The sequence below is a fragment of the Cyanobium sp. FACHB-13342 genome (assembly GCF_014697415.1).
Taxonomy (GTDB): Bacteria; Cyanobacteriota; Cyanobacteriia; order PCC-6307; family Cyanobiaceae; genus Cyanobium_A.
In genome coordinates, this window is the sequence record NZ_JACJRT010000014.1 from 247156 (window position 1) to 267074 (window position 19919).

Genomic DNA, 19919 nt, shown 5'->3' on the forward strand with positions numbered 1-19919 from the left:
CCAGCCGGTAGCCGGAGCCTTAAGGGCCGTGCTGGCCTTCCCCAGCACCTACACGGTGGGGATCACCAGCCTGGGCTACCAGGTGGTGTGGGCCACGCTGGCCCAGCGGGCCGATGTGGACGTGCGGCGCCTGTTCACCGACCAGGGCGACCCACCGCACCGCCACTGCGACCTGTTCGGCCTGTCGCTGAGCTGGGAGCTCGATGGGCCCGTGCTGCTGGATCTGCTCGAGCAGCAGCGCATCCCGCTCTGGGCCAGCGAGCGCGGCGACAGCGACCCGATCGTGTTCGGCGGCGGGCCCGTGCTCACGGCCAACCCCGAGCCGCTGGCCCCCTTCTTCGATGTGGTGCTGCTGGGCGACGGTGAGCTGCTGCTGCCCGCCTTTGTGGATGCCCTGCAGGCGCACCGCGAGGCGCCGCGGGCGGAACGGCTGCGCCGCCTGGCCCAGGTGCCGGGGGTGTACGTGCCAAGCCTCTATGCCCCCCGCTACGCGAGCGAGGGCGAGCTGCTGGCGGTGGAACCCACGGAGGCCGGCATCCCCGCCACCGTGGCCAAGCAGACCTGGCGCGGCAACACCCTCAGCCACTCCACCGTGATCACGCCCGAGGCGGCCTGGCCCTCGATCCATATGGTGGAGGTGGTGCGCAGCTGCCCGGAGCTGTGCCGCTTCTGCCTGGCCAGCTACCTCACCCTGCCCTTCCGCACACCGAGCCTCGACGACGGCCTGATCCCAGCGGTGGAGAAGGGGCTCGCCGCCACCCAGCGCCTGGGGCTGCTCGGAGCTTCGGTGACCCAACACCCCCAGTTCGCCGACCTGCTGGCCTGGCTGGATCAGGATCGCTTTGAGGGCACCCGCGTCAGCGTGAGCTCCGTGCGAGCCGCCACCGTGACCCCCGAACTGGGGCGCATCCTGGCCAAGCGGGGCAGCAAGTCGCTCACGATCGCGATCGAGAGCGGCAGCGAGCGGATCCGCCAGGTGGTGAACAAAAAACTCGCCACCGAGGAGATCTACGCCGCCGCCCGCTACGCCAAGGAGGGCGGCCTCACGGGCCTGAAGCTCTACGGGATGGTGGGCCTACCCACCGAAGAGGAGGCCGATGTGGAGGCCACCGCGGCGCTGCTGCTGGATCTGAAAAAGGCCACCCCAGGGCTGCGGCTATCCCTGGGGGTGAGCACCTTCGTGCCCAAGGCCCACACCCCCTTCCAGTGGCAGGGCGTGCGCCCCGAGGCCGACAAACGGCTCAAGCTGCTGGCCAAGCGGCTCAAGCCCAAGGGCATCGAACTGCGGCCCGAGAGCTACGGCTGGAGCGTGATCCAGGCCCTGCTGTCCCGCAGTGACCGCCGCCTCGCCCCGGTGATCGCCGCCGCCCGCGGCAACCACGACAGCCTGGGGGGCTGGAAACAGGCGTACCGAGCCATCCGCGAACAGCCCGGCGCCGACCTACCCAGCTGGGAGGACGTCATTCACGCCACCTGGAGCTCGGAGCGCGTGCTGCCCTGGGACCACCTGGAGGGACCGCTGCCCAAGACAACGCTGCACTCGCACGCAGCAGAGGCCCTCAAACAGCGTGAACCGGAGCTCACTCAAACACCGCCGTCCGCCCCCGATACACCATCACCTGGTGCTTGAGGTGCAGGCGCACGGCCCGGGCCAGGGCCAGGCGTTCGGTGTCGCGGCCCTTGCGGATCAGGTCGTCCACCTCATCGCGGTGGCCCACACCCACGGTGGACTGGGCAATGATCGGGCCGCCATCGAGCTCTTCGGTCACGTAGTGGGCCGTGGCCCCGATCAGCTTCACGCCCCGCTCCCAGGCCCGGTGATAGGGCTGGGCACCCTTGAAGGCCGGCAGAAACGAGTGGTGGATGTTGATCACCCGGTGGAAGGCATCGGGGGGATCAAAGCTCGCCAAAAACTGGGGGGTGAGCACCTGCATGTACTTGGCCAGCACCACCAGTTCGATCCGGTGCTCCGCCAACAGGGCCAGATGGCGGGCCTCCGCCTCCTCCCGGTTGACCGCTGAAATCGGCACGTACTCGAAGTGCGCTCCAAACTCCTCGGCGATCGAGCCGAGATCGGGGTGGTTGGCGATCACCAGCGGCACCCGCATCGGCAGCTCACCGGTCCGCACCCGCCACAGCAGATCCAGCAGGCAGTGGTCCTGTTTGCTCACGAAGATCGCCACCGGCGGGCGGTCATCGGAGAAGGTCACCTTGTATTCGCCACCCAGCCGCTCCGCCAGGGCCTGGGCCGTGGGACAGATCGCCTCCCGGGGCAGGCCAAAGCCCTCCAGCTGCCACTCAATCCGACTCAGAAACAGGCCGGCGCCCTGATCGCTGTGGTGGTCGGCATGCACGATGTTGCCCCCGTTGGCAGCCACCCACCCGGAGAGCTCCCGCACCAGTCCGGGTTGATCCGGACACAGCATCTGCAGGATGGCGGTGGGAGCAGACATGGCCGCGGTCGACGTCCATGCAGACGTAGCACCTCCAGGGTGGCCAGGCCCAGATTGCAAGGGGCTACAGACGGAGTGGGGCGGCAGGCCAGCCCCGATACACTCAGCGCCACGATCCTGGTGTTGGTCCCTGTGATGGCTTCTGCGCGGATTTCTTCGGCCACCGCTGCCCTGATGCAGCAGCTGCGCCGTCTGGTGATGGTGGGCCTGGTGGCGGTGCTGTGTTTGGGTCTGGCCGCCTGTGACGGCAGCCAGGGCCGCAAGGCCCCCAGCATCAGCCCGGCCGACATGGCCCTGATCGAGCGCCAGGCCGAAGGCTTCCTGGCCGCCCGCAACCGCCTGCCCGAGCTGGCCAGCCTGGTGAATGAGCGCAACTGGGTGTTCACCGCCAACCTGATCCATGGCCCCATGCAGGAAGTGGGCCGGGAAATGAGCTACATCAACCAGCGCCTGCTGCCCGCCGACCGCCCCGAAGCTGAAAAGCGGGCCACCGCCCTGAAGACGGCCCTGGCCCAGCTCGATGAGGCCTGCCGCCTCCAGGACGGCGACAAGCTGCGCAAGGCCTACATCAAGGTGGCCAGCGGCTTCGGCCTCTACGCCCAGGTGTTCCCCGCCCAGGTGCAGGAAAACCTGAAGCAGGTCTGATCTGCTGATCGCCTCCCCCAGCCCTGGCGAGGGTCTGGCCCGGCCCGCCCGTCCCCGCTCGGTCGTTGTGATCGGCGCCGGACTGGTGGGCCGGTCCTGTGCCTGGGAGCTGCTGCGGCGCGGCCACCGGGTGCTGCTGCTCGATCCCCTGCCGCTGGACTCCGATCGCCGCTGCAACCCGCCTCCGGACACGGGCAGCTGGGCCGCCCTGGGCGTGTTGATGGCCCAGGTGTTTCACCGCCACAGTGGCCGGGCCTGGCGGCTGCGCCAGCGCAGCCTGGAGCTGTGGGGCCAGTGGCGTCAGCAACTGGAGGAGCGGGGCCAGCCCCTGCCCTGGCGACCAGGCCTGCTGCTGCTGGCCAGCAGCGCCGAGGAGCTGGAACGCCAGCAACGGCTGGTGGCCGACCGTCAGGCCATGGGGCTGCCCCTGGAACTCTGGAGCCGGGAGCAGCTTGATGACCTGGCCCCAGCCCTGCCGGAAGCCGCCCTGGGGGGTCTGTTCTCCCCGCAGGACGGCCAGCTGGATCCCGCACCGGTGCTGGAGGCGCTGCTGCGGGATGGGCTGGAACGGGGCCTGCAAACCTGCTGCGATGGCGCGGCGCAGCTGGAGCGGAGCCCGGCAGGCTGGACGGTGCAGACGCGCGGAGGCCAGGCGCTGCAAGCCGAGGTGGTGGTGCTCTGTGCCGGGGTGGCCAGCGCCGCCCTGCTGGAGCCCCTCGGCCATGGGCGGGCCCTGGAGCCGGTGCTGGGCCAAGCCCTGGAACTGGCGCTGCCCCCCACCAGCAATTGGAACACCCCCTGGCCTGGCGCCATGGTGTGGCAAGGACTCAACCTGGTGCCCCGCCCCCCCAACCGGCTGTGGCTGGGGGCCACCCTGGAGCCGGGGGACCACCCCGACCCCGCCGCCCTGGCCAGCCTGCGACGCCTGGGCGGTGCGGCCCCCACCTGGCTGCAGCAGGCGGAGGTGCTCCGCCAGTGGCAGGGGCACCGGCCCCATCCGGTCGGTCGGCCGGCACCGCTGCTGGAGCACCTGGAACCAGGCCTGCTGCTCGCGAGCGGCCACTACCGCAACGGCGTGCTGCTGGCCCCGGCCACCGCGGAATGGGTCGCCGACCAGCTGGAAGCGCCGTCCGGAGATCTTTTAACGAAGCCCTAACCTGCGCGGGTGGCTCGGATCCGGGACCACCCAACCCTGTCTTTCGCTCCTCCATGGCCGTCACCCGCGTCCGCCCAAGCGCCCTGCTGGGAACTGGCCTAGGCCTGGCCGGCCTGCTCAGCCTCAGCAGCTGCGGCAACCCAGGTGGCGGCCCGAACACTGGCGGCACCAGCCAGGCGCTGCAGGCCGCCGGAGCCAGTTTCCCGGCGGGCCTCTACCAGCGCTGGTTTGCCGATCTGGCCAGCCAGGAGAAGATCCAGGTCAACTACCAGTCGGTGGGCTCGGGGGCCGGCGTGCGCCAATTTGAGGCGGGCACGGTCGACTTCGCGGCCAGTGACAAACCCCTGGACAGCGCTGAAGCCGCGGCCATCCAACGAGGCGTGGTGCAGCTGCCCCTCACCGCCGGCGCCATCGCCGTGGCCTACAACCTGCCCGGCTGCAACCTCAAGCTCAGCCAGGCCCAGCTGGTGCAGATCTTCGAGGGCAAGATCAAAAATTTCCAGGAGCTGGGCTGCAGCAACCAGCCGATCCAGGTGGTGGTGCGCTCCGATGGCTCCGGCACCACCTACAACTTCACGAACTCCCTGGCCGCGTTCAGCCCCAGCTGGAAGAACGGTCCCGGCGTGGGCAAATCGGTGAACTGGCCCACCGGTGTCGGCGCCAAGGGCAATGAGGGCGTCGCCGCGAGCCTGCTGCAGACCAAGGGCAGCATCGGGTATGTGGAGGCCGCCTACGTGCGGGGTGCCCTGCAGGCCGCCGCGATCGCCAACCGCTCCGGCACCTACGCCCGCCCCGATGCCGCCAGCGCCAGCCAGGCCCTGGCCACGATCAACCTGGGGGCTGACCTCACCGGCAGCGATCCCAACCCCAGCGCCGGCTACCCGATCGTGACCTTCACCTGGGTGTTGCTCTACAAGAGCGGCAACGGCAGCAAGCTGCCCGCCCTGCAGCGCACCCTGGCCTACGCCCTGAGTGACGCAGCCCAGCAGCAGGCCCCAGCCCTGGGCTACATCACCCTGCCCGCCCCGGTGGTCACCAAAGCCAAGGCCGCCCTAGCCGGCGTGGGCGCCTGAGCCCCGGGCCCAGCCCAGCAAAAAGCCCCCCTGACGGGGGGCTGAAGGACTCCCGAGGGAGTCCAGACCTTCAGTAAACCGGGCTCACTTGCTCTCGGTGAACTCGGCGTCGATCACGTCATCGCTGGCGGAACCGGCGCCGGCATCAGCACCGTTGCCACCCGGAGCAGCACCACCGGCCTCAGCGCCGGCAGCCTGTTGGTACACGGCGGCACCGGCGGCATAGAGCACCTGCTGGAGGGTTTCCAGCTCCGACTTCATCGTGTCGAAGTCTTCCTTGGCAATCGCCTCCTTGAGCTTGGCGGAGGAGGCCTCCACCTTCGCCTTGTCCTCGGCGCCCACCTTGTCGCCCAGCTCGCCGAGTTGCTTCTCGGCCTGGTAGACGAGGGTTTCGGCCTGGTTCTTCAGGTCGATGCGCTCGCGCTTCTCCTTGTCCACCGAGGCATTGGCTTCGGCGTCCTTCACCATCTTCTCCACCTCGTTTTCACTGAGGGTGGAGGCACCGGTGATGGAGATGCTCTGCTCCTTGCCGCTGCCCTTGTCCTTGGCGGTCACGCTGAGGATGCCGTTGGCGTCGATGTCGAAGGTGACTTCGATCTGGGGCACGCCCCGGGGAGCGGGGGGGATGCCATCGAGGCGGAAGGTGCCGAGCGACTTGTTGTCGCTGGCCATCTCCCGCTCACCCTGCAGCACGTGGATCTCCACGTTGGTCTGCCCGTCCACCGCCGTGGAATACACCTCGGTCTTCTTGGTGGGAATGGTGGTGTTGCGGGTGATCATCTTGGTCATCACGCCGCCGAGGGTCTCCACGCCGAGGGACAGCGGGGTGACATCCAGCAACAGGATGTCCTTGACCTCACCGGCCAGCACACCGCCCTGGATGGCGGCGCCCACGGCCACCACTTCATCGGGGTTGACGGTCTGGTTGGGGTCCTTGCCGGTCACGCGCTTGACCAGCTCCAGCACCGCGGGGATGCGGGTGGAACCGCCCACCATGACGATCTCGTCGAGTTCGCCGGAGGAGAGCTTGGCGTCCTTGAGGGCCTGCTCCACCGGCACGCGGCAGCGGTCGATGAGCTTGGAGGCGAGCTCCTCGAACTTGGCCCGGGTAAGGGTGAGGTCGAGGTGCTTCGGCCCTTCAGGCGTTGCCGTGATGAACGGCAGGTTGATCTCGCTCTGGGTGGCGCTGGAGAGCTCGATCTTGGCCTTTTCAGCGGCCTCAGTGAGGCGCTGCAGGGCCTGCTTGTCCTGACGCAGATCAATGCCCTCGTTGGCCTTGAAGCTGTCGGCCAGGTGATCCACGATCACCTTGTCGAAGTCGTCGCCACCCAGGTGGGTGTCACCGGAGGTGGAGAGCACCTCGAACACGCCATCACCCACCTCGAGCACGGACACGTCGAAGGTGCCGCCGCCCAGGTCGAACACCAGGATGCGCTCGTTGCTCTTGCGGTCGAGGCCGTAGGCCAAGGCGGCCGCCGTGGGCTCGTTGATGATGCGCAGCACTTCGAGGCCAGCGATCTTGCCGGCGTCCTTGGTGGCTTGGCGCTGGGAGTCGTTGAAGTAGGCGGGAACGGTGATCACCGCCTGGGTGACCGTTTCACCGAGGTACTTGCCGGCGTCTTCGGCCAGCTTGCGCAGCACCTGGGCGCTCACCTCCTCGGGGGCGAACTGCTTGTTCAGCACCGGACACTTCACCTTGACGTTGGCGCCAACCTTCTCGACGCCATAGCTCACTTCCTTCGACTCCTCGTTCACCTCATCCACCCGACGGCCGATGAAGCGCTTGACGGAATAAAAGGTGTTCTCGGGGTTCATCACCGCCTGACGCTTGGCGATCTGCCCCACCAGCTGGTCCTGGTTCTTCGTGTAGGCCACCACGGACGGGGTGGTGCGGAACCCCTCGGCGTTGGCGATCACGGTGGGCTTGCCCCCCTCCATCACGGCCACGCAGCTGTTCGTGGTTCCAAGGTCAATACCGACAACCTTGCCCATGGGTTCCCACCTCCTTACGGTGAATGAATCTGACTGGGAGCATCTTCAGCAGCCGGAGCCTTCCCAGGCGAGGTGTGGTTCCCGAACAGCCCCTGCCGCTGCCGCCTGCGCCCATGGCCCGACCGATCTCCGGACACACTGCCCTGGCTGGAGTTCTCGGCGATCCCGTGCGCCACTCCCTGTCGCCGGCGATGCACAACGCCGCCCTGGCCGAGCTCGGGCTCGACTGGGTGTACCTGGCCCTGCCCGTGCCCGCTGGGCAGCTGGAGACGGTGGTGCGGGGGCTGGACGCCGTCGCGTGCCGTGGCCTCAACGTCACCCTGCCCCACAAGCAGGCGGTGGCCCAGCTGTGCCGCGGCCTCTCCCCCCTGGCCGAGCGGGTGGGGGCCGTGAACACGCTGGTGCGCCACCCCCAAGGCGGCTGGCTGGGGGACAACACGGATGTGGCGGGCTTTCTGGCTCCCCTGCGGACGAGCGGCAGCCCCTGGCAGGGCAAGCGGGCGGTGGTGCTGGGCTGCGGCGGCAGTGCCCGGGCCGTGGTGGCCGGCCTGGTGGAACTGGGCTGCGGTGCCATCCAGGTGGCGGGCCGCAACGCCACCACCCTCGAGGCCCTGCTGGGCCCCTGCCGCAGCTGGGCGCCCCAGCTGGAGGGGCTCGCCTGGCGAGCCGACGGGCCCGAGCTCGCCCACGCCCTGGCCCAGGCCGATCTGGTGGTGCACACCACGCCGGTGGGCATGGCCTCGGCCAGCGACCCCGCAGCGGCCCAGCGCTGCCCGCTCACCGCGGCGGAACTGGAGGCCCTGCAAGCCGACAGCACCGTCTACGACCTCATCTACACACCCAGGCCCACCGCCCTGCTCCGGGCCGCCGGCGCCCGGGGCTGCCAGGGCCTGGATGGGCTGGAGATGCTGGTGCAGCAGGGGGCGGCGGCCCTGCGCCAGTGGACGGGTCTCGACACCGTGCCCGTGGCGGCGATGCGGGCGGCGGCCCTGGCCCAGCTCGAGCCCGCTTAGCCTGAAACCCCGGCAGTGTTGAGGCCATGCAGGCACCCCCGATCTGGCAACGGCTGCTCGCCGCCCTGGCCTACCTGCTGCCCTGGAGCGATGCCTACGGCTTCGGCCGGGGCCTGGTGGGCCTGTTCCCGGCCCTGCAATGGCTGGGCCTGCCGGCCCTGCCGGTGGCGCTGCTGGAGCAGGTGGTGCCCTTTGGCGGGCTGGTGCTGTTCCTGGTGCTCTACCTGGCCGTGGTGCGCAACAACCGGGTGCCCTACCTGATCCGCTTCAACGTGCTGCAGGCGATCCTGGTGGACATCGTGGTGGTGCTGGTGGCGCTGGCCTTCCAGGTGCTCCAGCTCAATGCCCTGGATTTTGTCGGCAAGACCCTCAGCAACACGGTGTTCCTGGGGATTCTGGTGCTGGTGGCCTTCGCCGTGATCCAGAACCTGCGGGGCAAGGACGCCGAGATCCCCAGCCTGTCCGAGGCGGTGCGGATGCAGTTGTAAGGTGATCGATCCGTCGCTGGTGGGCCTCAGCCCGCTGGCCGCTGCCCCAAACCCTGAGGCGACACCTCCGAAGCGACCATGACGCAGCCCTATTACGAGACCATGTACATCCTTCGTCCGGACATCCCGGAGGAAGAGGTGGAGACCCATGTCGCCAAGTACCGCGATCTGGTGACCGAATCCGGTGGTGAAGTGCTCGATTGCCAGATGCGCGGCAAGCGCCGTCTCGCCTATTCGATCGCCAAGCACCGTGAAGGCATCTACGTGCAGCTCAACCACAACGGTGACGGCCAGCAGGTGGCCCCGCTGGAGCGGGCCATGCGTCTCTCCGAGGATGTGATCCGCTATCTCACCGTCAAGCAGGACGGCCCTATGCCCGCTCCCCGCTCCCTGCCCGGTGCCGTGAGCGAAGCGGCCCCCATGGAGCCCGCCGCGGTCTGAAATCGCTATCCAGCTTGTGGAATAACGGGCTGGATCGTAATGTCCCGCCATGGAGCTGGACCGCAGCACAACCGAATCGGGTTCACCGGCGGTGATCCCACCCGCACCGAAGTGGCAGCCTTCTGCCGCTTCGGTTTTTTCATGGCACCAGCAGCGAGAGCGGCAGGAAGAACTGGAACAGGAACTCGCCAAAACCCGTGAAGAACTGCAGGCGATGCAAGCCCTGCTGGACGATTTGCCGGCCCTGTTCGAAGACAAGTTCCGCCAGCGCCTGCAGCCGATGCTCGAACAGCAGCAGCGGCTACTCGAGGACAACGCCGATCTGCGGCACCACCTGCTGCAACTGCAGCCGGGCTCAGAACCGAGCCGGCAGCGTTACCTCATGCCCCGACAGGAAGACCGTCCACGGATGCGCCAGGCCCTGCTGCACGCCTTCGGCTTCAACGGCAACCGGGCGGCCTAGCGCCGGCGTGACGCCGCCCAGAGACGGGTGGGCAGACCCCACACATAGATAAAACCCTCGGCAGCGCGGTGATCGAACTGATCGCCGGCGTCGTAGGTGGCCATGGTGGGCACATAGAGGCTGTTGGTGGCGCTGCTGCGCCCCACCACGGTGGCGTTGCCCTTGTGCAGCTTGATGCGCACGCTGCCGTTGACGCTCTGCTGGGTGCGCTCGATGAAACCATCGAGGGCCTCCTTGAGGGGGCCATACCACAGGCCCTGGTACACCAGATCGGCCCATTGCTGCTCCAGCTGGCGCTTGGTGCGCAGCACATCCGCGGCCAGGGTGAGGCTCTCGAGTTCCTGGTGGGCCTTGATCAGCAGCAGCAGCCCAGGGGTTTCGTAGATCTCCCGGCTCTTGATGCCCACCACCCGGTTTTCCACCATGTCGAGGCGGCCGAAGCCGTGGCCGCCGGCCAGGGCATTGGCCTGACGGATCAGGCTCACGGGATCGAGGCGCACGCCATCGAGGCTCACCGGATTGCCCTGCTCAAAGCCGATCTCCACGATCTGGGGCGCCGCCGGAGCCGCATCCACCGACACGGTCATGGCATAGATCTCCTCCGGGGGCTCCACGTTGGGATCCTCCAGGGGGCCGGCCTCAATCGAACGGCCCAGCAGGTTGAGGTCGATCGAGTAGGGGGACTTCTTGCTCACGGGTGAGGGAATGCCACAGCGCTCGCCGTAGGCGATCGTTTCCTCCCGGCTCATGCCCCACTCCCGGGCCGGGGTGAGCACCTTGAGATCGGGTGCCAAAGCCCCGATGGCCACATCGAAGCGCACCTGGTCGTTGCCCTTGCCGGTGCAGCCGTGGGCCACCGCATCGGCCCCCACCTCCCGGGCAATCTCCACCAAACGGCGGGCGATCAGCGGCCGGGCCAGGGCCGTGCTGAGCGGGTAGCGGCCTTCATAGAGGGCATTGGCCCGGATCGCTGGAAAGGCGAATTCGGTGATGAAGGGCTCGATCAGATCGCCCACGATCGACTGGCTGGCGCCGGAATCGAGGGCCTTCTGGCGAATCGGCTCCAGTTCGTCGCCCTGGCCCAGGTCGGCGGCGAAGGTGATCACCTCCTCCACGCCCCACTCCTGCATCAGGTAGGGAATGCAGACGCTGGTATCCACGCCGCCGGAATAGGCCAGCACCGCCTTCTTCGCCCGACCCATCAACGCACTCCCTGCGCTCAATCGATCGATTCTCCCCTGTCGGGGTCGGGAGCGCCCGGATCGGGCACCCCGGAGCCCCCAGGCAGCCGCCAACGGACCAGCAACCAGAGCCCCATCCCCAGCGGCGGCAGCCACACCAGGCTCCACACCAGTGACGGCTGCAGGGGCAAGGGAGCCGGCCAGCGCTCCCCAGCGGCGGCCAGCACGGCACTGATCGCCAGCGCCAGGGCCCAGAGGCGCACCACCCCAGCCAGCTTCATGGGAACCACCGGATACCTCGCTATGGTGGTGGATTGGACGTACTGGGCGCAGCCTCCTCCGATGAGCAAACTGGCGACCACTGGCAGCAGTCGACTCGACACGATCAACCCCTCGCTCACCCGTTACGGGCGCAGCGAGCCGGCACCGGTGCTGCCGCTGCGGGATGAGCCCGACCTGCTGAGCTGGCTGGAAACCAGCGGCCGCCTGGTGGCCGACGAGGAGACCGCCAGCACCGAAGTGAGCACGGTGGAAGAGGAAGAGCTCTCGGCGCTGATGGGCGAAAAGGAGGACTACAACAAGGACGACGAGCAACAGGACGAAGACTGGGAAGACTGAATCGGGCAGGGGAGACTGGGGCGAGCGAGCGCCCCTTCCCTTGGTCCTGTCTTCCGGTTCTGGCCAGCCCTCCGAGGGAAGCGTCACCAGCCGCCAGGCGGCCTGGGCCCTCGGCGCTCTGCTGCTGCTGGCCTGTCTGCTGGTCGACTGGCACACCAGAGCCGCCCAGCTCACCCCGCCCCTGCTGCTGGCAATCCTGATCAGCGCGGCGGTCACCGCCTGGGGAGTGCCCCGGCTACGCCGGCTGAAGCTCGGCCAGGTGATCCGGGAAGAGGGGCCCCAGGGCCACCTGAGCAAGGCCGGCACCCCCACGATGGGTGGGCTGCTGGTGGTGCCCGTGGGCGTGCTGGTGGGCGGCCTGATCACCCCGAGTGATCCGCGCCTGCTGGCCGTTGCCGCCATCACCCTGGCCTACATGGCCATCGGCGCCATCGACGACTGGCGCAGCCTCACCCGCCGCACCAACACGGGCCTGACGCCCCGGGGCAAGTTGCTGCTCCAGGCCGGAGCGGCCGTGCTGTTTCTGGCCTGGGCCGCCACCGGCCAGTGGCTGGGGGGCGCCGACGCCGGCGACATCGGCCTGCCCCTGGGCTGGGTGCTGCCGATCGGGCTGCTGATCTGGCCCCTGGGGCTGTTTGTGTTTCTGGCCGAAAGCAACGCCACCAACCTCACCGATGGTCTCGACGGACTGGCGGCCGGCTGCGGCGCCGTGGTGTTCACCGGCCTGGGGCTGCAGCTGATGCTGCGCGGCCACGAAGGAGATGCATCCCTGGCCGGCTTCTGCGCCGCCATGGCGGGCTGCTGGCTGGGTTTTCTGGCCCACAACCGCCACCCGGCCCGGCTGTTCATGGGAGACACCGGCTCCCTGGCCATGGGGGCCGCCCTCAGCGCCGTGGCCCTGCTTTCCAACAGCCTCTGGCCGCTGCTGTTGATGGGCGGGGTGTTCCTGGCTGAATCCCTCTCGGTGATCCTGCAGGTGTGGGTGTTCAAAGCCACCAAGAACCCGGCCACGGGCCAGGGTCGACGCCTGCTGCGGATGGCGCCGCTGCACCACCACTTCGAACTGGGTGGGTTGGCGGAACAGGGCGTGGTGATCCGCTTCTGGGTCGCCAGCCTGCTACTGGTGGTGTTGGGTTTGGTGCTGCTGCCCTGAGCCCTGCCGTTGCCACCGCCCCCCATGGCCTACTTCAGCTGGAAGGACACCGGCCTCACCTCCGACTGCGCCAGCCTGGCGGCCATGGCCTCCCGCTTTGAAGAGGCGGCCGAACTGATGCGGCGCATGGCCAGCGAGGGCTTCCAACTGGAGCGCCACAGCGATGGCCAGCACATCACCCACCCCGATCCAGCGGTCTTCGAGGCCTACGGCTTCATCAACGAAGAATCGCCGGTGCGGCAACTCACCCTGCTGCCTTGAGAGGCCAGGCTCAATTGCGCCGCAGATAACCCACAACCCACACCACCACGAAGGCGAGTGAGGAGAGGCCCAGATAGATCAGGGCCCACTTCTGCAGGGTGGCGATATCCCAGCCGAACAGGAGACCGTTGGCGGCATCCCCGGCGGTGCTGAACCCCAATGGCAATCCCAACAGCCAACCCATCGAGGCGCCCCGGTGTGGAGGAAAATCAAAGCCATCTTGCCGGGTGTCCCCCATGGCCTCACCAGCCCCCAGTGCCCTGCCGGCCACGCTGATGCTGCTGGGCAGCGGTGAACTGGGCAAGGAGGTGGCCATCGCCGCCCAGCGCCTCGGCTGCCGGGTGATCGCGGTGGACCGCTACGCCGGCGCCCCGGCCATGCAGGTGGCCGACGTGGCCGAGGTGATCGCCATGGCCGACGCCGAGGCCCTCAAGGCCGTGGTGCGCCGCCACCGGCCCGACCTGGTGATCCCGGAGATCGAAGCCCTGGCCGTGGATGCCCTGGCCGAGCTGGAAGCCGAGGGCATCACCGTGATTCCCACGGCCCGGGCCACGGCCGTCACCATGAACCGCGACCGCATCCGCGACCTGGCCGCCACGGAGCTGGGGTTGCGCACGGCCCGCTTCGCCTACGCCGAAAGCGCCGAGGAGCTGGCCGCGGCGGCAGCCGGACTGGGCTGGCCGGTGGTGGTGAAGCCGGTGATGAGCTCCTCAGGCAAGGGGCAGAGCGTGGTGCCGGGGCCCGAGGGCATCGCCGCCGCCTGGGACGCCGCCCTGGCCGGCGCCCGTGGTGCCGGTGCGCGAGTGATCGTGGAGGAGTTCCTGCGCTTCGAGCTGGAAATCACCCTGCTCACCGTGAAGCAGTGGGCAGGACCCACCCTCTTCTGCCCACCGATCGGCCACATCCAGGAGCGGGGCGACTACCAGGCCAGCTGGCAGCCGGCCGTCCTGGGCAACGCCGAGCTGGCCGCTGCCCAATCCATGGCCCAGGCCGTCACCGACAACCTGGGCGGTGCCGGCCTGTTCGGCGTGGAATTCTTTCTCTGCCGCACCCCCGCTGGGGAGCTCGAGGTGGTGTTCTCCGAGCTCTCACCCCGCCCCCACGACACGGGCCTGGTGACCCTGGTGGGCCAGAACCTGAGCGAGTTCGAGCTGCACCTGCGGGCGGTGCTGGGCCTGCCGATCCCAGCCATTCGCAGCCTCGGCGCAGCCGCCAGCCGGGTGATCCTGGCGGAGGCCGCCGGCGCACCGGTGACCTACAGCGGCGTGGCAGAAGCCCTCAGCGAGGAGGACACCCAGGTGCTGCTGTTCGGCAAGCCGGAGGCCCGCCCCCAGCGGCGCATGGGCGTGGCCCTGGCCCGCGGCAGCAACGAGGCCGAGGCCCGCCGCAAGGCCGATGGGGCCGCCGCCCAGATCCGCGTGGAGCCCTCCAGCTGAGCAAGCGGCGCTCACCCCCTGGTGCAGCAGGGTTTCGGCCCTTATGGTGCCGCCATGAGCCAGGCCCAACCCCGCCCGCGTCGCAGCCGACGCGACAGCAGTCGCGGGGCTGTGGTCACCGACTTGCACAACCTTCGGGAGCAGCGCCAATCAGGGCGTGAGCAACGCCAGACCGGCCGGCCCAAACCCGCTGCTCACGCCGGCGAGAGCCCTCGCCGCAACCGACGCCGCCCCCTGGTGCCCTTCGCCCTGGGCATCGCCCTCGGCTATGGCCTGGCCGGGCCCCTGCCCCAGCTGGCCAGTGGGGCGATGGCGGCCTTGGTGCATGGGCCCCAACACCTCACCAGCCTGATCAATCCCTTCGGCATCGGCAACCGGCGCATCCTGGTGATCGGCACCGACAACGTGGGCGAGAACACCGATGTGATGTTCACGGTGCAGCTGAAGGACGGCACCACCCAGCTCACCCAGGTGCCGCGGGACACCTTTGTGGAATCGGCCGAGTACGGCATCGTCAAGGCCAATGCCCTCTATGCCTTCGGCGGCATGGGGGCCCTGAAACAGGAACTCACCAACCTGCTGGATGCACCGGTGGACCGCTATGTGCGGGTCAACCTGCGGGCCGTTGAACACCTGGCGGACGCCCTCGGCGGGGTCGAGGTCGACGTGCCCAAGCGCCTGTACTACGTCGACAACACCCAAAACCTCTACATCGACCTGTACCCCGGCCGCCAGGTGCTGAAGGGGGAGCAGCTCGAAGGCTTCCTGCGTTTCCGCCACGATGAACTGGGCGACCTGGGCCGCATGGAGCGGCAAAAACTGGTGCTCGCCGAGGTGTTCCGCAAACTGGCCCAGCCCACCACCTTGGCCCGGCTGCCGGAGCTGCTCAAGATCGCCGGCGACGATGTCAAAACCGATCTCTCCCCCGTGGAGATGGGGCAGCTGCTCACCGCCATGGCCAGCACCAAACTCGCCACCCGCCAACTGCCCGGCCGGGCGTTCTGGCACAACGACCTGAGCTACTGGATGCCCGACGGCAACAGCCACTACGCCGGCGTCAGCAGCGAAGAACCCCTGCCCTGAGGGAGAAGAGTCTTCAGCCCCGCAGAAAGCGGTGATGCTCCAATCCCCTGCTCGCTGGCCTCCACCAGGATGGCGCTGAGGGGTAGCTGCCAGCGCAGGGCGACATAGCGGAGGGCCTCGCTTTTGGAGGCGGTGAGCGGCAGCACATCCAAGTACCAGTGCTGGAAGAGGTGGGCTCGGGCCGCCAGAGCGTGCTGCTGCAAGGTCTGACGCACCAGGGGCAGGATGCCCTGGTCGGGCTCCTGCAGCAGATAGCTCACCTTGAAGGCACCCTGCTGGGCCGGATCCTGCAGGCGCAGCCGCGGTTGGAGTGGCGCCAGCGCGGCTTGCACCGCACCCCGGTCCCAACGCCGGCCGATGTGGCGCTGCCAGTGGTGATCGGGCCAGAGGCCCTCGGCCGTGCGGATGTGGATCTCGGTGCCGGCCTGGGTGATCCACAGCCAGGGCTCGGGCAGGTGGAGTTCAGCAAAGCGCTGGCGGGCCGCCTGGATCGAGCGGCCGCTGGTGAGGCCAATGCCCAGCTGGGGTTCGGCCAGCAAACGTCGCCGCAATTCAGCCAGGGTGCTCGGATCCGGATCGGCCAGGCTGGCATCGAGATCGAGCACGATCAGCCGTTCGGGACGCTCAGGCGGAACGGTTTCACCCTGCTGAAACCAGCGGCGGGGCCGCAGGCTGGCGGCCTGGTGGCCCGCGGCCGTCGCCGCCCCCAGGTAGTGGTTCACATGGGCGTCCCAACTGAAGGAGCGGCTCACTGCCTCCACCCCGTTGTCACGCCAGCGCCGCCAGCGCTCAGGCTGGGCCAGGCTGTCCTCCACGGCCTGCTGCAGGGCATCGAGGTCGGACACGTCCACCAGCAGACCGTTCTGGCAGCGAGCCAGGATGTCCTTGGGACCGCCGTCATCGGTGGCCACGATTGGTACACCGCAGGCCGCGGCCTCCAGCAGGGTGAGGCCGAAGGGCTCGGTGAGGGCTGGATTGACGAACACACCACCCAGCCGTGACGCCCAGCGGTAGATGGCCGGAATCTGGTGGCGCTCGTGCTGCTTCGGATAGGCCACCTGGCCGTAGAGATCAAAGCGGTCCACCAGCTCGAACACCTGCTGGAACACCTCCCGTTGCTGCTTCTCCAGCTGGCGGGGGTCGTTGCGGCAACCCAGCAGGAGCACGAGGTTGTGCTGCTGCCGCAGACGCTCGGAGCGACCAAACACCTCCACCAGGGCCGGAATGTTTTTGCGGTGATCGGCCCGGCAGATGGCCAGCACCGGCGGCTTGGCGGGATCGCGCAGAAAGGGCTCGATCAGCCCCTGCACCAGGGGTTCCTCCAGGGCGGCCTGGGGCGGAAAGAACTGGCGCAGGTCGACACCGGGGGGAATCACGGCGGCCTGATCCGCGCAGAAGCGGCCATAGCGGGCGTACTGCACCTCCAGCTCCTGCCGGGTGCTGGTCACCACCAGATTGCTGTGGGCCAGGGCGAGTTCTTCAGCTTCAATGCGCCGGGCCATCGCGTAGTGCTCCTCGATCTGACGCGGATCCACACCCGCATCGATCAGGCGCCGCCGCTTCTCCCGGCCCAGGGAGTGGCCGGTGAACACCAGCGGAATGCCCAAACGCTGCCGCAGCAGGGCACCCACGTAACCGGCATCGGCGTAGTGGGCATGGATCCAATCGGGTAAACGGTCCTGGGCAAGCAGGCTTTCCGTGAGCGCATCGGCCAACGCATCGAGGTGCAGCCACAACAACTCTTTGCGCAGATAGCGGCGTGGCCCGAAGGCCAGCCTCCGTATGGCGGCACCGGGGCCCAGCGACTCCCAGGGCTGGGCGTAATCGGCAGACACGCGGCGATCCCGGATCAGCCGTGTCACCACGTCCAGCCGCTCCACCTCCGGCCGCAGGGCGAGGCTGCGGGCCAACTCGAGCACGTAGGTGGTCTGCCCTCCGGTGTCCGCATCACGACCCAGTTCGAGGTCATGACCCCGAAACAGGCCATGGAGGTGCAAGTGAAGGAGGTACAAACCCACAGGGCAGGACAACTGCCCCTATCGATAGCGAGTTCAGCGACCACCGTCCGCATTACGACACAGGAGCGAACTCGCACGACGCAACCTGAACAAGGCAAACCGCAGCTATGGCTGGCTCTTTCGGCCAAAAGCGGTCCATGAAGCTGAATGACGGGGAGCACACAATTCGGGGGAACTGCTGGCACCCAGGCCGTTTGACACGGCCCGCCAGGGTCCATAGGGTGCAGTCAGCCATGGTGTGGGAATCGGACATGGCAAGCCAACAGGCGCTCCATCGCGGACTCGCCCTCGCGACAGGGCTGCTCCTGGCTGGCAACCTGCTGGCCTGTGATGAGCTGACCCGCGCCAAGCGAAGGGATGATCCAGCCTCCGCGCTCAACACCCGCACCTCGAAATGGAGAGGCAGCTCAACCGATGGCTCCTACAGCCATGTGGAACAGGTGAGCACGGGCAAGAACAGCTTTGTATTCAACGAAACCTGGTACAAAAAAGGACCCAAACCGATCAAGACATCAGGCTCAGGCCGGTTTGAGGAATCCAACAGCACCAACATTTACACCTACACCAACCCGCCAGGCGTAGTAGTGGTACGCACCGACGAAAGCCCAGACGAAATCTCCACGGTGGACACCGTGATCAACACCACGATCCCACTCTTTAAGGTGGGCGAGCAGATCAGCTACACGGTAAGGGAATAGGGCGATAACCAACGCCTTTCAAAGCCATCCCCGCCAACAAGAAGGGTTCTTGCGCAATTGTTTTTGTAATCAGCTTATAAGGCCATCACGGCTTTTGAACTCAAGATCGGTTGAGACGCGAACTTCAGGCCTAAAGCCCAGTGTAGAGATCGGCAAACAACAAGCCTTGTTCCGGGGTCCACTGGAATTGCAGGAGTGCAGTCTGAGCCAATTGCGTTGACATCGCATCGAGCAAAGAAGAATCAGGGATCAATTGAGCTTCTGCGGACAGACCCGTCGAATAGGTAGCCTGGATATTAGTTTGAGAACTATATGAACCAAACGGATCTTCAGAGCGATAAGACTCGCTGAAGCCCGTCATTAGACCGGTTAGAGAATCGTATTGATACACAACAGAGCGCGAATATGGATCATCTCCAATCCCATAGGAACCCTGTGATACAAGTCGGGATGCCAAGAGACTATCCGATGGCTCTGCGGCACCAAATACATTTAGGTAGGCCCCGCTGATGATCTCCAGGGCAGAACTAGGAGAGTCGAAAAGCACATCAGACCGAAGCCAGCGCAACAGGCTATCCGAACCACCCTCATAGAGGTCGACCGAAAAAGATATTCCCGCCTCATCATCGCCTGAGGGAGGATTGAAGACAACTGCGTCATAACCAATGGAATCACCGGTCTCAGTGACAACAAGCCGACCATCATAAAAACTCATGGGAGTCGAGGTGTAGGTTGTCTGTCGTACACCGCCGAAGATTTCAACACTTGCATCAAAGGTTGTGGGATCAGGCCAAGGAAGGTTTTCAATTGCTTCATTGAAAATGCCACCGTTGGGACCGCTTTCATATCGATAGCCGACAGCTTCACTTAACGACAAACTTTGACCAAAGGAACCCGCATAAAGACTACCCTGAGAAAAAACAAGCTTTTCTGCGGCGATCAACCCACCATCGAGGACGTTAACAGTTACAATTCGACGAAGCTCAACAGGGTTAGCGATATAACCTTCACGATTGTCCTCAGCGAAGAACTCAGCAACAGCAATGCCGCTAGGGCCGTAGATATAATAAAAATAATCAACATAGTCAGGACCGGATTGAGTATATGTAGAATCAAGTTGAATCGTATCTCGCTTGACAGCCAGAGGCCTGTCTTGAGCATCTAAGAGATATTGATAATCATATGAGTAGGAAAAAGAATCTGTACGTGAGCCGGAGGACTCGATTGTCGTTGAGGTTCTATAATCAGTTTGGCTTATTAGATACGTGGTTTGAAGAAGGTCGGTTCTAATAGGCAGAAGGGGATTGGGCTGATATGCATTGGGATCACCAAGGGCACCATCCGCATTAACGTCAAACCCGAAAGCGTCTTCCCACGTCCATAGGCTCTGGCCCGAGAGCCAGCCCGTACTGCCCGTAATCACTCCAGCGCTGTTCGTGGTCCAGACCAGGCCTTGACCTTCATAGGCCCCCGTGCCATCCAGCAGCACTTGATACCCAGTTCCAAAAGCACGTGCTCCCTTGGCGTCCCACGATGCTGAACTCGCATCGCTGTAACTCACACCCGAGCTGTTGCGCAGCTTCAGCAGGTCATCCGTATCCCCATCGCCATCACGGTCGATGTAGTAGGTCCCCCCATAAACAGCTCCGATCGGGCGCACCAGGCGCCCTCCAACCACATCAACAGCGGCATACCCTGTTGTTCCATCATCGTTCAGCTCCACCCCAAAGGCACTTTCCCACTGCCA

21 protein-coding genes are annotated in these 19919 nt (G+C 66.6%); 14 read left to right on the forward strand and 7 right to left on the reverse strand.

Features of this window, described 5'->3' with window-relative positions; translation table 11 throughout:
• The first annotated feature begins 28 nt into the window (after window positions 1-28).
• Window positions 29-1630 carry a radical SAM protein gene (locus tag H6G16_RS11720; protein ID WP_347238876.1) on the forward strand — a complete coding sequence of 534 codons (1602 nt, stop codon included), beginning with the start codon at window positions 29-31 and terminating at the stop codon, window positions 1628-1630.
• On the opposite strand, the gene purU is transcribed toward H6G16_RS11720, so the two are convergent.
• Window positions 1581-2453 (reverse strand): formyltetrahydrofolate deformylase, encoded by an 873-nt coding sequence (gene purU, locus H6G16_RS11725; protein ID WP_190390484.1) that lies wholly within the window; start codon window positions 2451-2453, stop codon window positions 1581-1583. The two genes, H6G16_RS11720 and purU, sit on opposite strands and share 50 nt — an antisense overlap.
• A gap of 174 nt (window positions 2454-2627) precedes the next feature.
• Here purU and psbQ point away from each other — a divergent pair, with 174 nt between their 5' ends.
• From psbQ to pstS, 3 genes are all read left to right on the forward strand, one after another.
• Window positions 2628-3098 (forward strand): photosystem II protein PsbQ, encoded by a 471-nt coding sequence (psbQ, locus tag H6G16_RS11730; RefSeq protein ID WP_242036409.1) that lies wholly within the window; start codon window positions 2628-2630, stop codon window positions 3096-3098.
• A gap of 67 nt (window positions 3099-3165) precedes the next feature.
• Window positions 3166-4254 carry an FAD-dependent oxidoreductase gene (locus tag H6G16_RS11735; protein ID WP_347238877.1) on the forward strand — a complete coding sequence of 363 codons (1089 nt, stop codon included), beginning with the start codon at window positions 3166-3168 and terminating at the stop codon, window positions 4252-4254.
• 53 nt (window positions 4255-4307) lie between these two features.
• Complete coding sequence (pstS, locus tag H6G16_RS11740; RefSeq protein WP_190390487.1) at window positions 4308-5327, forward strand: phosphate ABC transporter substrate-binding protein PstS; 1020 nt, start codon at window positions 4308-4310, stop codon at window positions 5325-5327.
• A gap of 84 nt (window positions 5328-5411) precedes the next feature.
• On the opposite strand, the gene dnaK is transcribed toward pstS, so the two are convergent.
• Window positions 5412-7319, reverse strand: coding sequence for a molecular chaperone DnaK (dnaK, locus tag H6G16_RS11745; protein WP_190390488.1), 1908 nt, complete (start codon window positions 7317-7319; stop codon window positions 5412-5414).
• Window positions 7320-7432: 113 nt separating this feature from the next.
• Between dnaK and H6G16_RS11750 the strand changes: the two genes are divergently transcribed.
• The 4 genes from H6G16_RS11750 (at window position 7433) to H6G16_RS11765 (ending at window position 9724) form a co-directional block, all read left to right on the forward strand.
• Window positions 7433-8332, forward strand: coding sequence for a shikimate dehydrogenase (locus H6G16_RS11750; RefSeq protein ID WP_190390489.1), 900 nt, complete (start codon window positions 7433-7435; stop codon window positions 8330-8332).
• 26 nt (window positions 8333-8358) lie between these two features.
• Complete coding sequence (locus H6G16_RS11755; RefSeq protein WP_190390490.1) at window positions 8359-8820, forward strand: Tic20 family protein; 462 nt, start codon at window positions 8359-8361, stop codon at window positions 8818-8820.
• 78 nt (window positions 8821-8898) lie between these two features.
• Complete coding sequence (gene rpsF, locus H6G16_RS11760; RefSeq protein ID WP_190390491.1) at window positions 8899-9261, forward strand: 30S ribosomal protein S6; 363 nt, start codon at window positions 8899-8901, stop codon at window positions 9259-9261.
• A 49-nt stretch (window positions 9262-9310) separates the two neighbouring features.
• Window positions 9311-9724, forward strand: coding sequence for a hypothetical protein (locus tag H6G16_RS11765; protein WP_190390492.1), 414 nt, complete (start codon window positions 9311-9313; stop codon window positions 9722-9724).
• Here H6G16_RS11765 and H6G16_RS11770 read toward each other — a convergent pair.
• Window positions 9721-10926 carry an argininosuccinate synthase gene (locus tag H6G16_RS11770; protein ID WP_190390493.1) on the reverse strand — a complete coding sequence of 402 codons (1206 nt, stop codon included), beginning with the start codon at window positions 10924-10926 and terminating at the stop codon, window positions 9721-9723. The genes H6G16_RS11765 and H6G16_RS11770 overlap by 4 nt on opposite strands.
• A gap of 17 nt (window positions 10927-10943) precedes the next feature.
• Entirely contained in the window at window positions 10944-11186 is a 243-nt protein-coding gene (locus tag H6G16_RS11775; RefSeq protein WP_242036411.1) for a hypothetical protein, read from the reverse strand.
• 61 nt (window positions 11187-11247) lie between these two features.
• Here H6G16_RS11775 and H6G16_RS11780 point away from each other — a divergent pair, with 61 nt between their 5' ends.
• The 3 genes from H6G16_RS11780 (at window position 11248) to H6G16_RS11790 (ending at window position 12937) form a co-directional block, all read left to right on the forward strand.
• Window positions 11248-11523: a DUF3134 family protein gene (locus H6G16_RS11780; RefSeq protein ID WP_242036386.1), complete on the forward strand. Its 276-nt coding sequence runs from the start codon at window positions 11248-11250 to the stop codon at window positions 11521-11523.
• 118 nt (window positions 11524-11641) lie between these two features.
• Window positions 11642-12676 (forward strand): phospho-N-acetylmuramoyl-pentapeptide-transferase, encoded by a 1035-nt coding sequence (gene mraY / locus H6G16_RS11785; protein ID WP_242036412.1) that lies wholly within the window; start codon window positions 11642-11644, stop codon window positions 12674-12676.
• A 24-nt stretch (window positions 12677-12700) separates the two neighbouring features.
• Window positions 12701-12937, forward strand: coding sequence for a hypothetical protein (locus H6G16_RS11790; protein WP_190390538.1), 237 nt, complete (start codon window positions 12701-12703; stop codon window positions 12935-12937).
• A 10-nt stretch (window positions 12938-12947) separates the two neighbouring features.
• On the opposite strand, the gene H6G16_RS11795 is transcribed toward H6G16_RS11790, so the two are convergent.
• The gene (locus H6G16_RS11795) at window positions 12948-13121 is read right to left on the reverse strand and encodes a cytochrome B6 (RefSeq protein ID WP_190390496.1); all 174 of its coding nucleotides are present in this window, start codon (window positions 13119-13121) and stop codon (window positions 12948-12950) included.
• A gap of 52 nt (window positions 13122-13173) precedes the next feature.
• On the opposite strand from H6G16_RS11795, the gene purT reads away from it, so the two are divergent.
• On the forward strand, window positions 13174-14373 hold the full coding sequence (gene purT / locus H6G16_RS11800) for a formate-dependent phosphoribosylglycinamide formyltransferase (protein WP_190390497.1): 1200 nt from the start codon (window positions 13174-13176) through the stop codon (window positions 14371-14373).
• 54 nt (window positions 14374-14427) lie between these two features.
• Entirely contained in the window at window positions 14428-15456 is a 1029-nt protein-coding gene (locus H6G16_RS11805) for an LCP family protein (protein ID WP_190390498.1), read from the forward strand.
• Here H6G16_RS11805 and H6G16_RS11810 read toward each other — a convergent pair.
• Window positions 15420-17474: an HAD family hydrolase gene (locus tag H6G16_RS11810; protein ID WP_190390499.1), complete on the reverse strand. Its 2055-nt coding sequence runs from the start codon at window positions 17472-17474 to the stop codon at window positions 15420-15422. The genes H6G16_RS11805 and H6G16_RS11810 overlap by 37 nt on opposite strands.
• A gap of 251 nt (window positions 17475-17725) precedes the next feature.
• Between H6G16_RS11810 and H6G16_RS11815 the strand changes: the two genes are divergently transcribed.
• Window positions 17726-18172 (forward strand): hypothetical protein, encoded by a 447-nt coding sequence (locus H6G16_RS11815; protein ID WP_190390500.1) that lies wholly within the window; start codon window positions 17726-17728, stop codon window positions 18170-18172.
• A gap of 130 nt (window positions 18173-18302) precedes the next feature.
• Here H6G16_RS11815 and H6G16_RS11820 read toward each other — a convergent pair.
• Window positions 18303-19919 (reverse strand): hypothetical protein (locus H6G16_RS11820; protein ID WP_190390501.1); only part of this gene is annotated, 1617 nt, incomplete at its 5' end.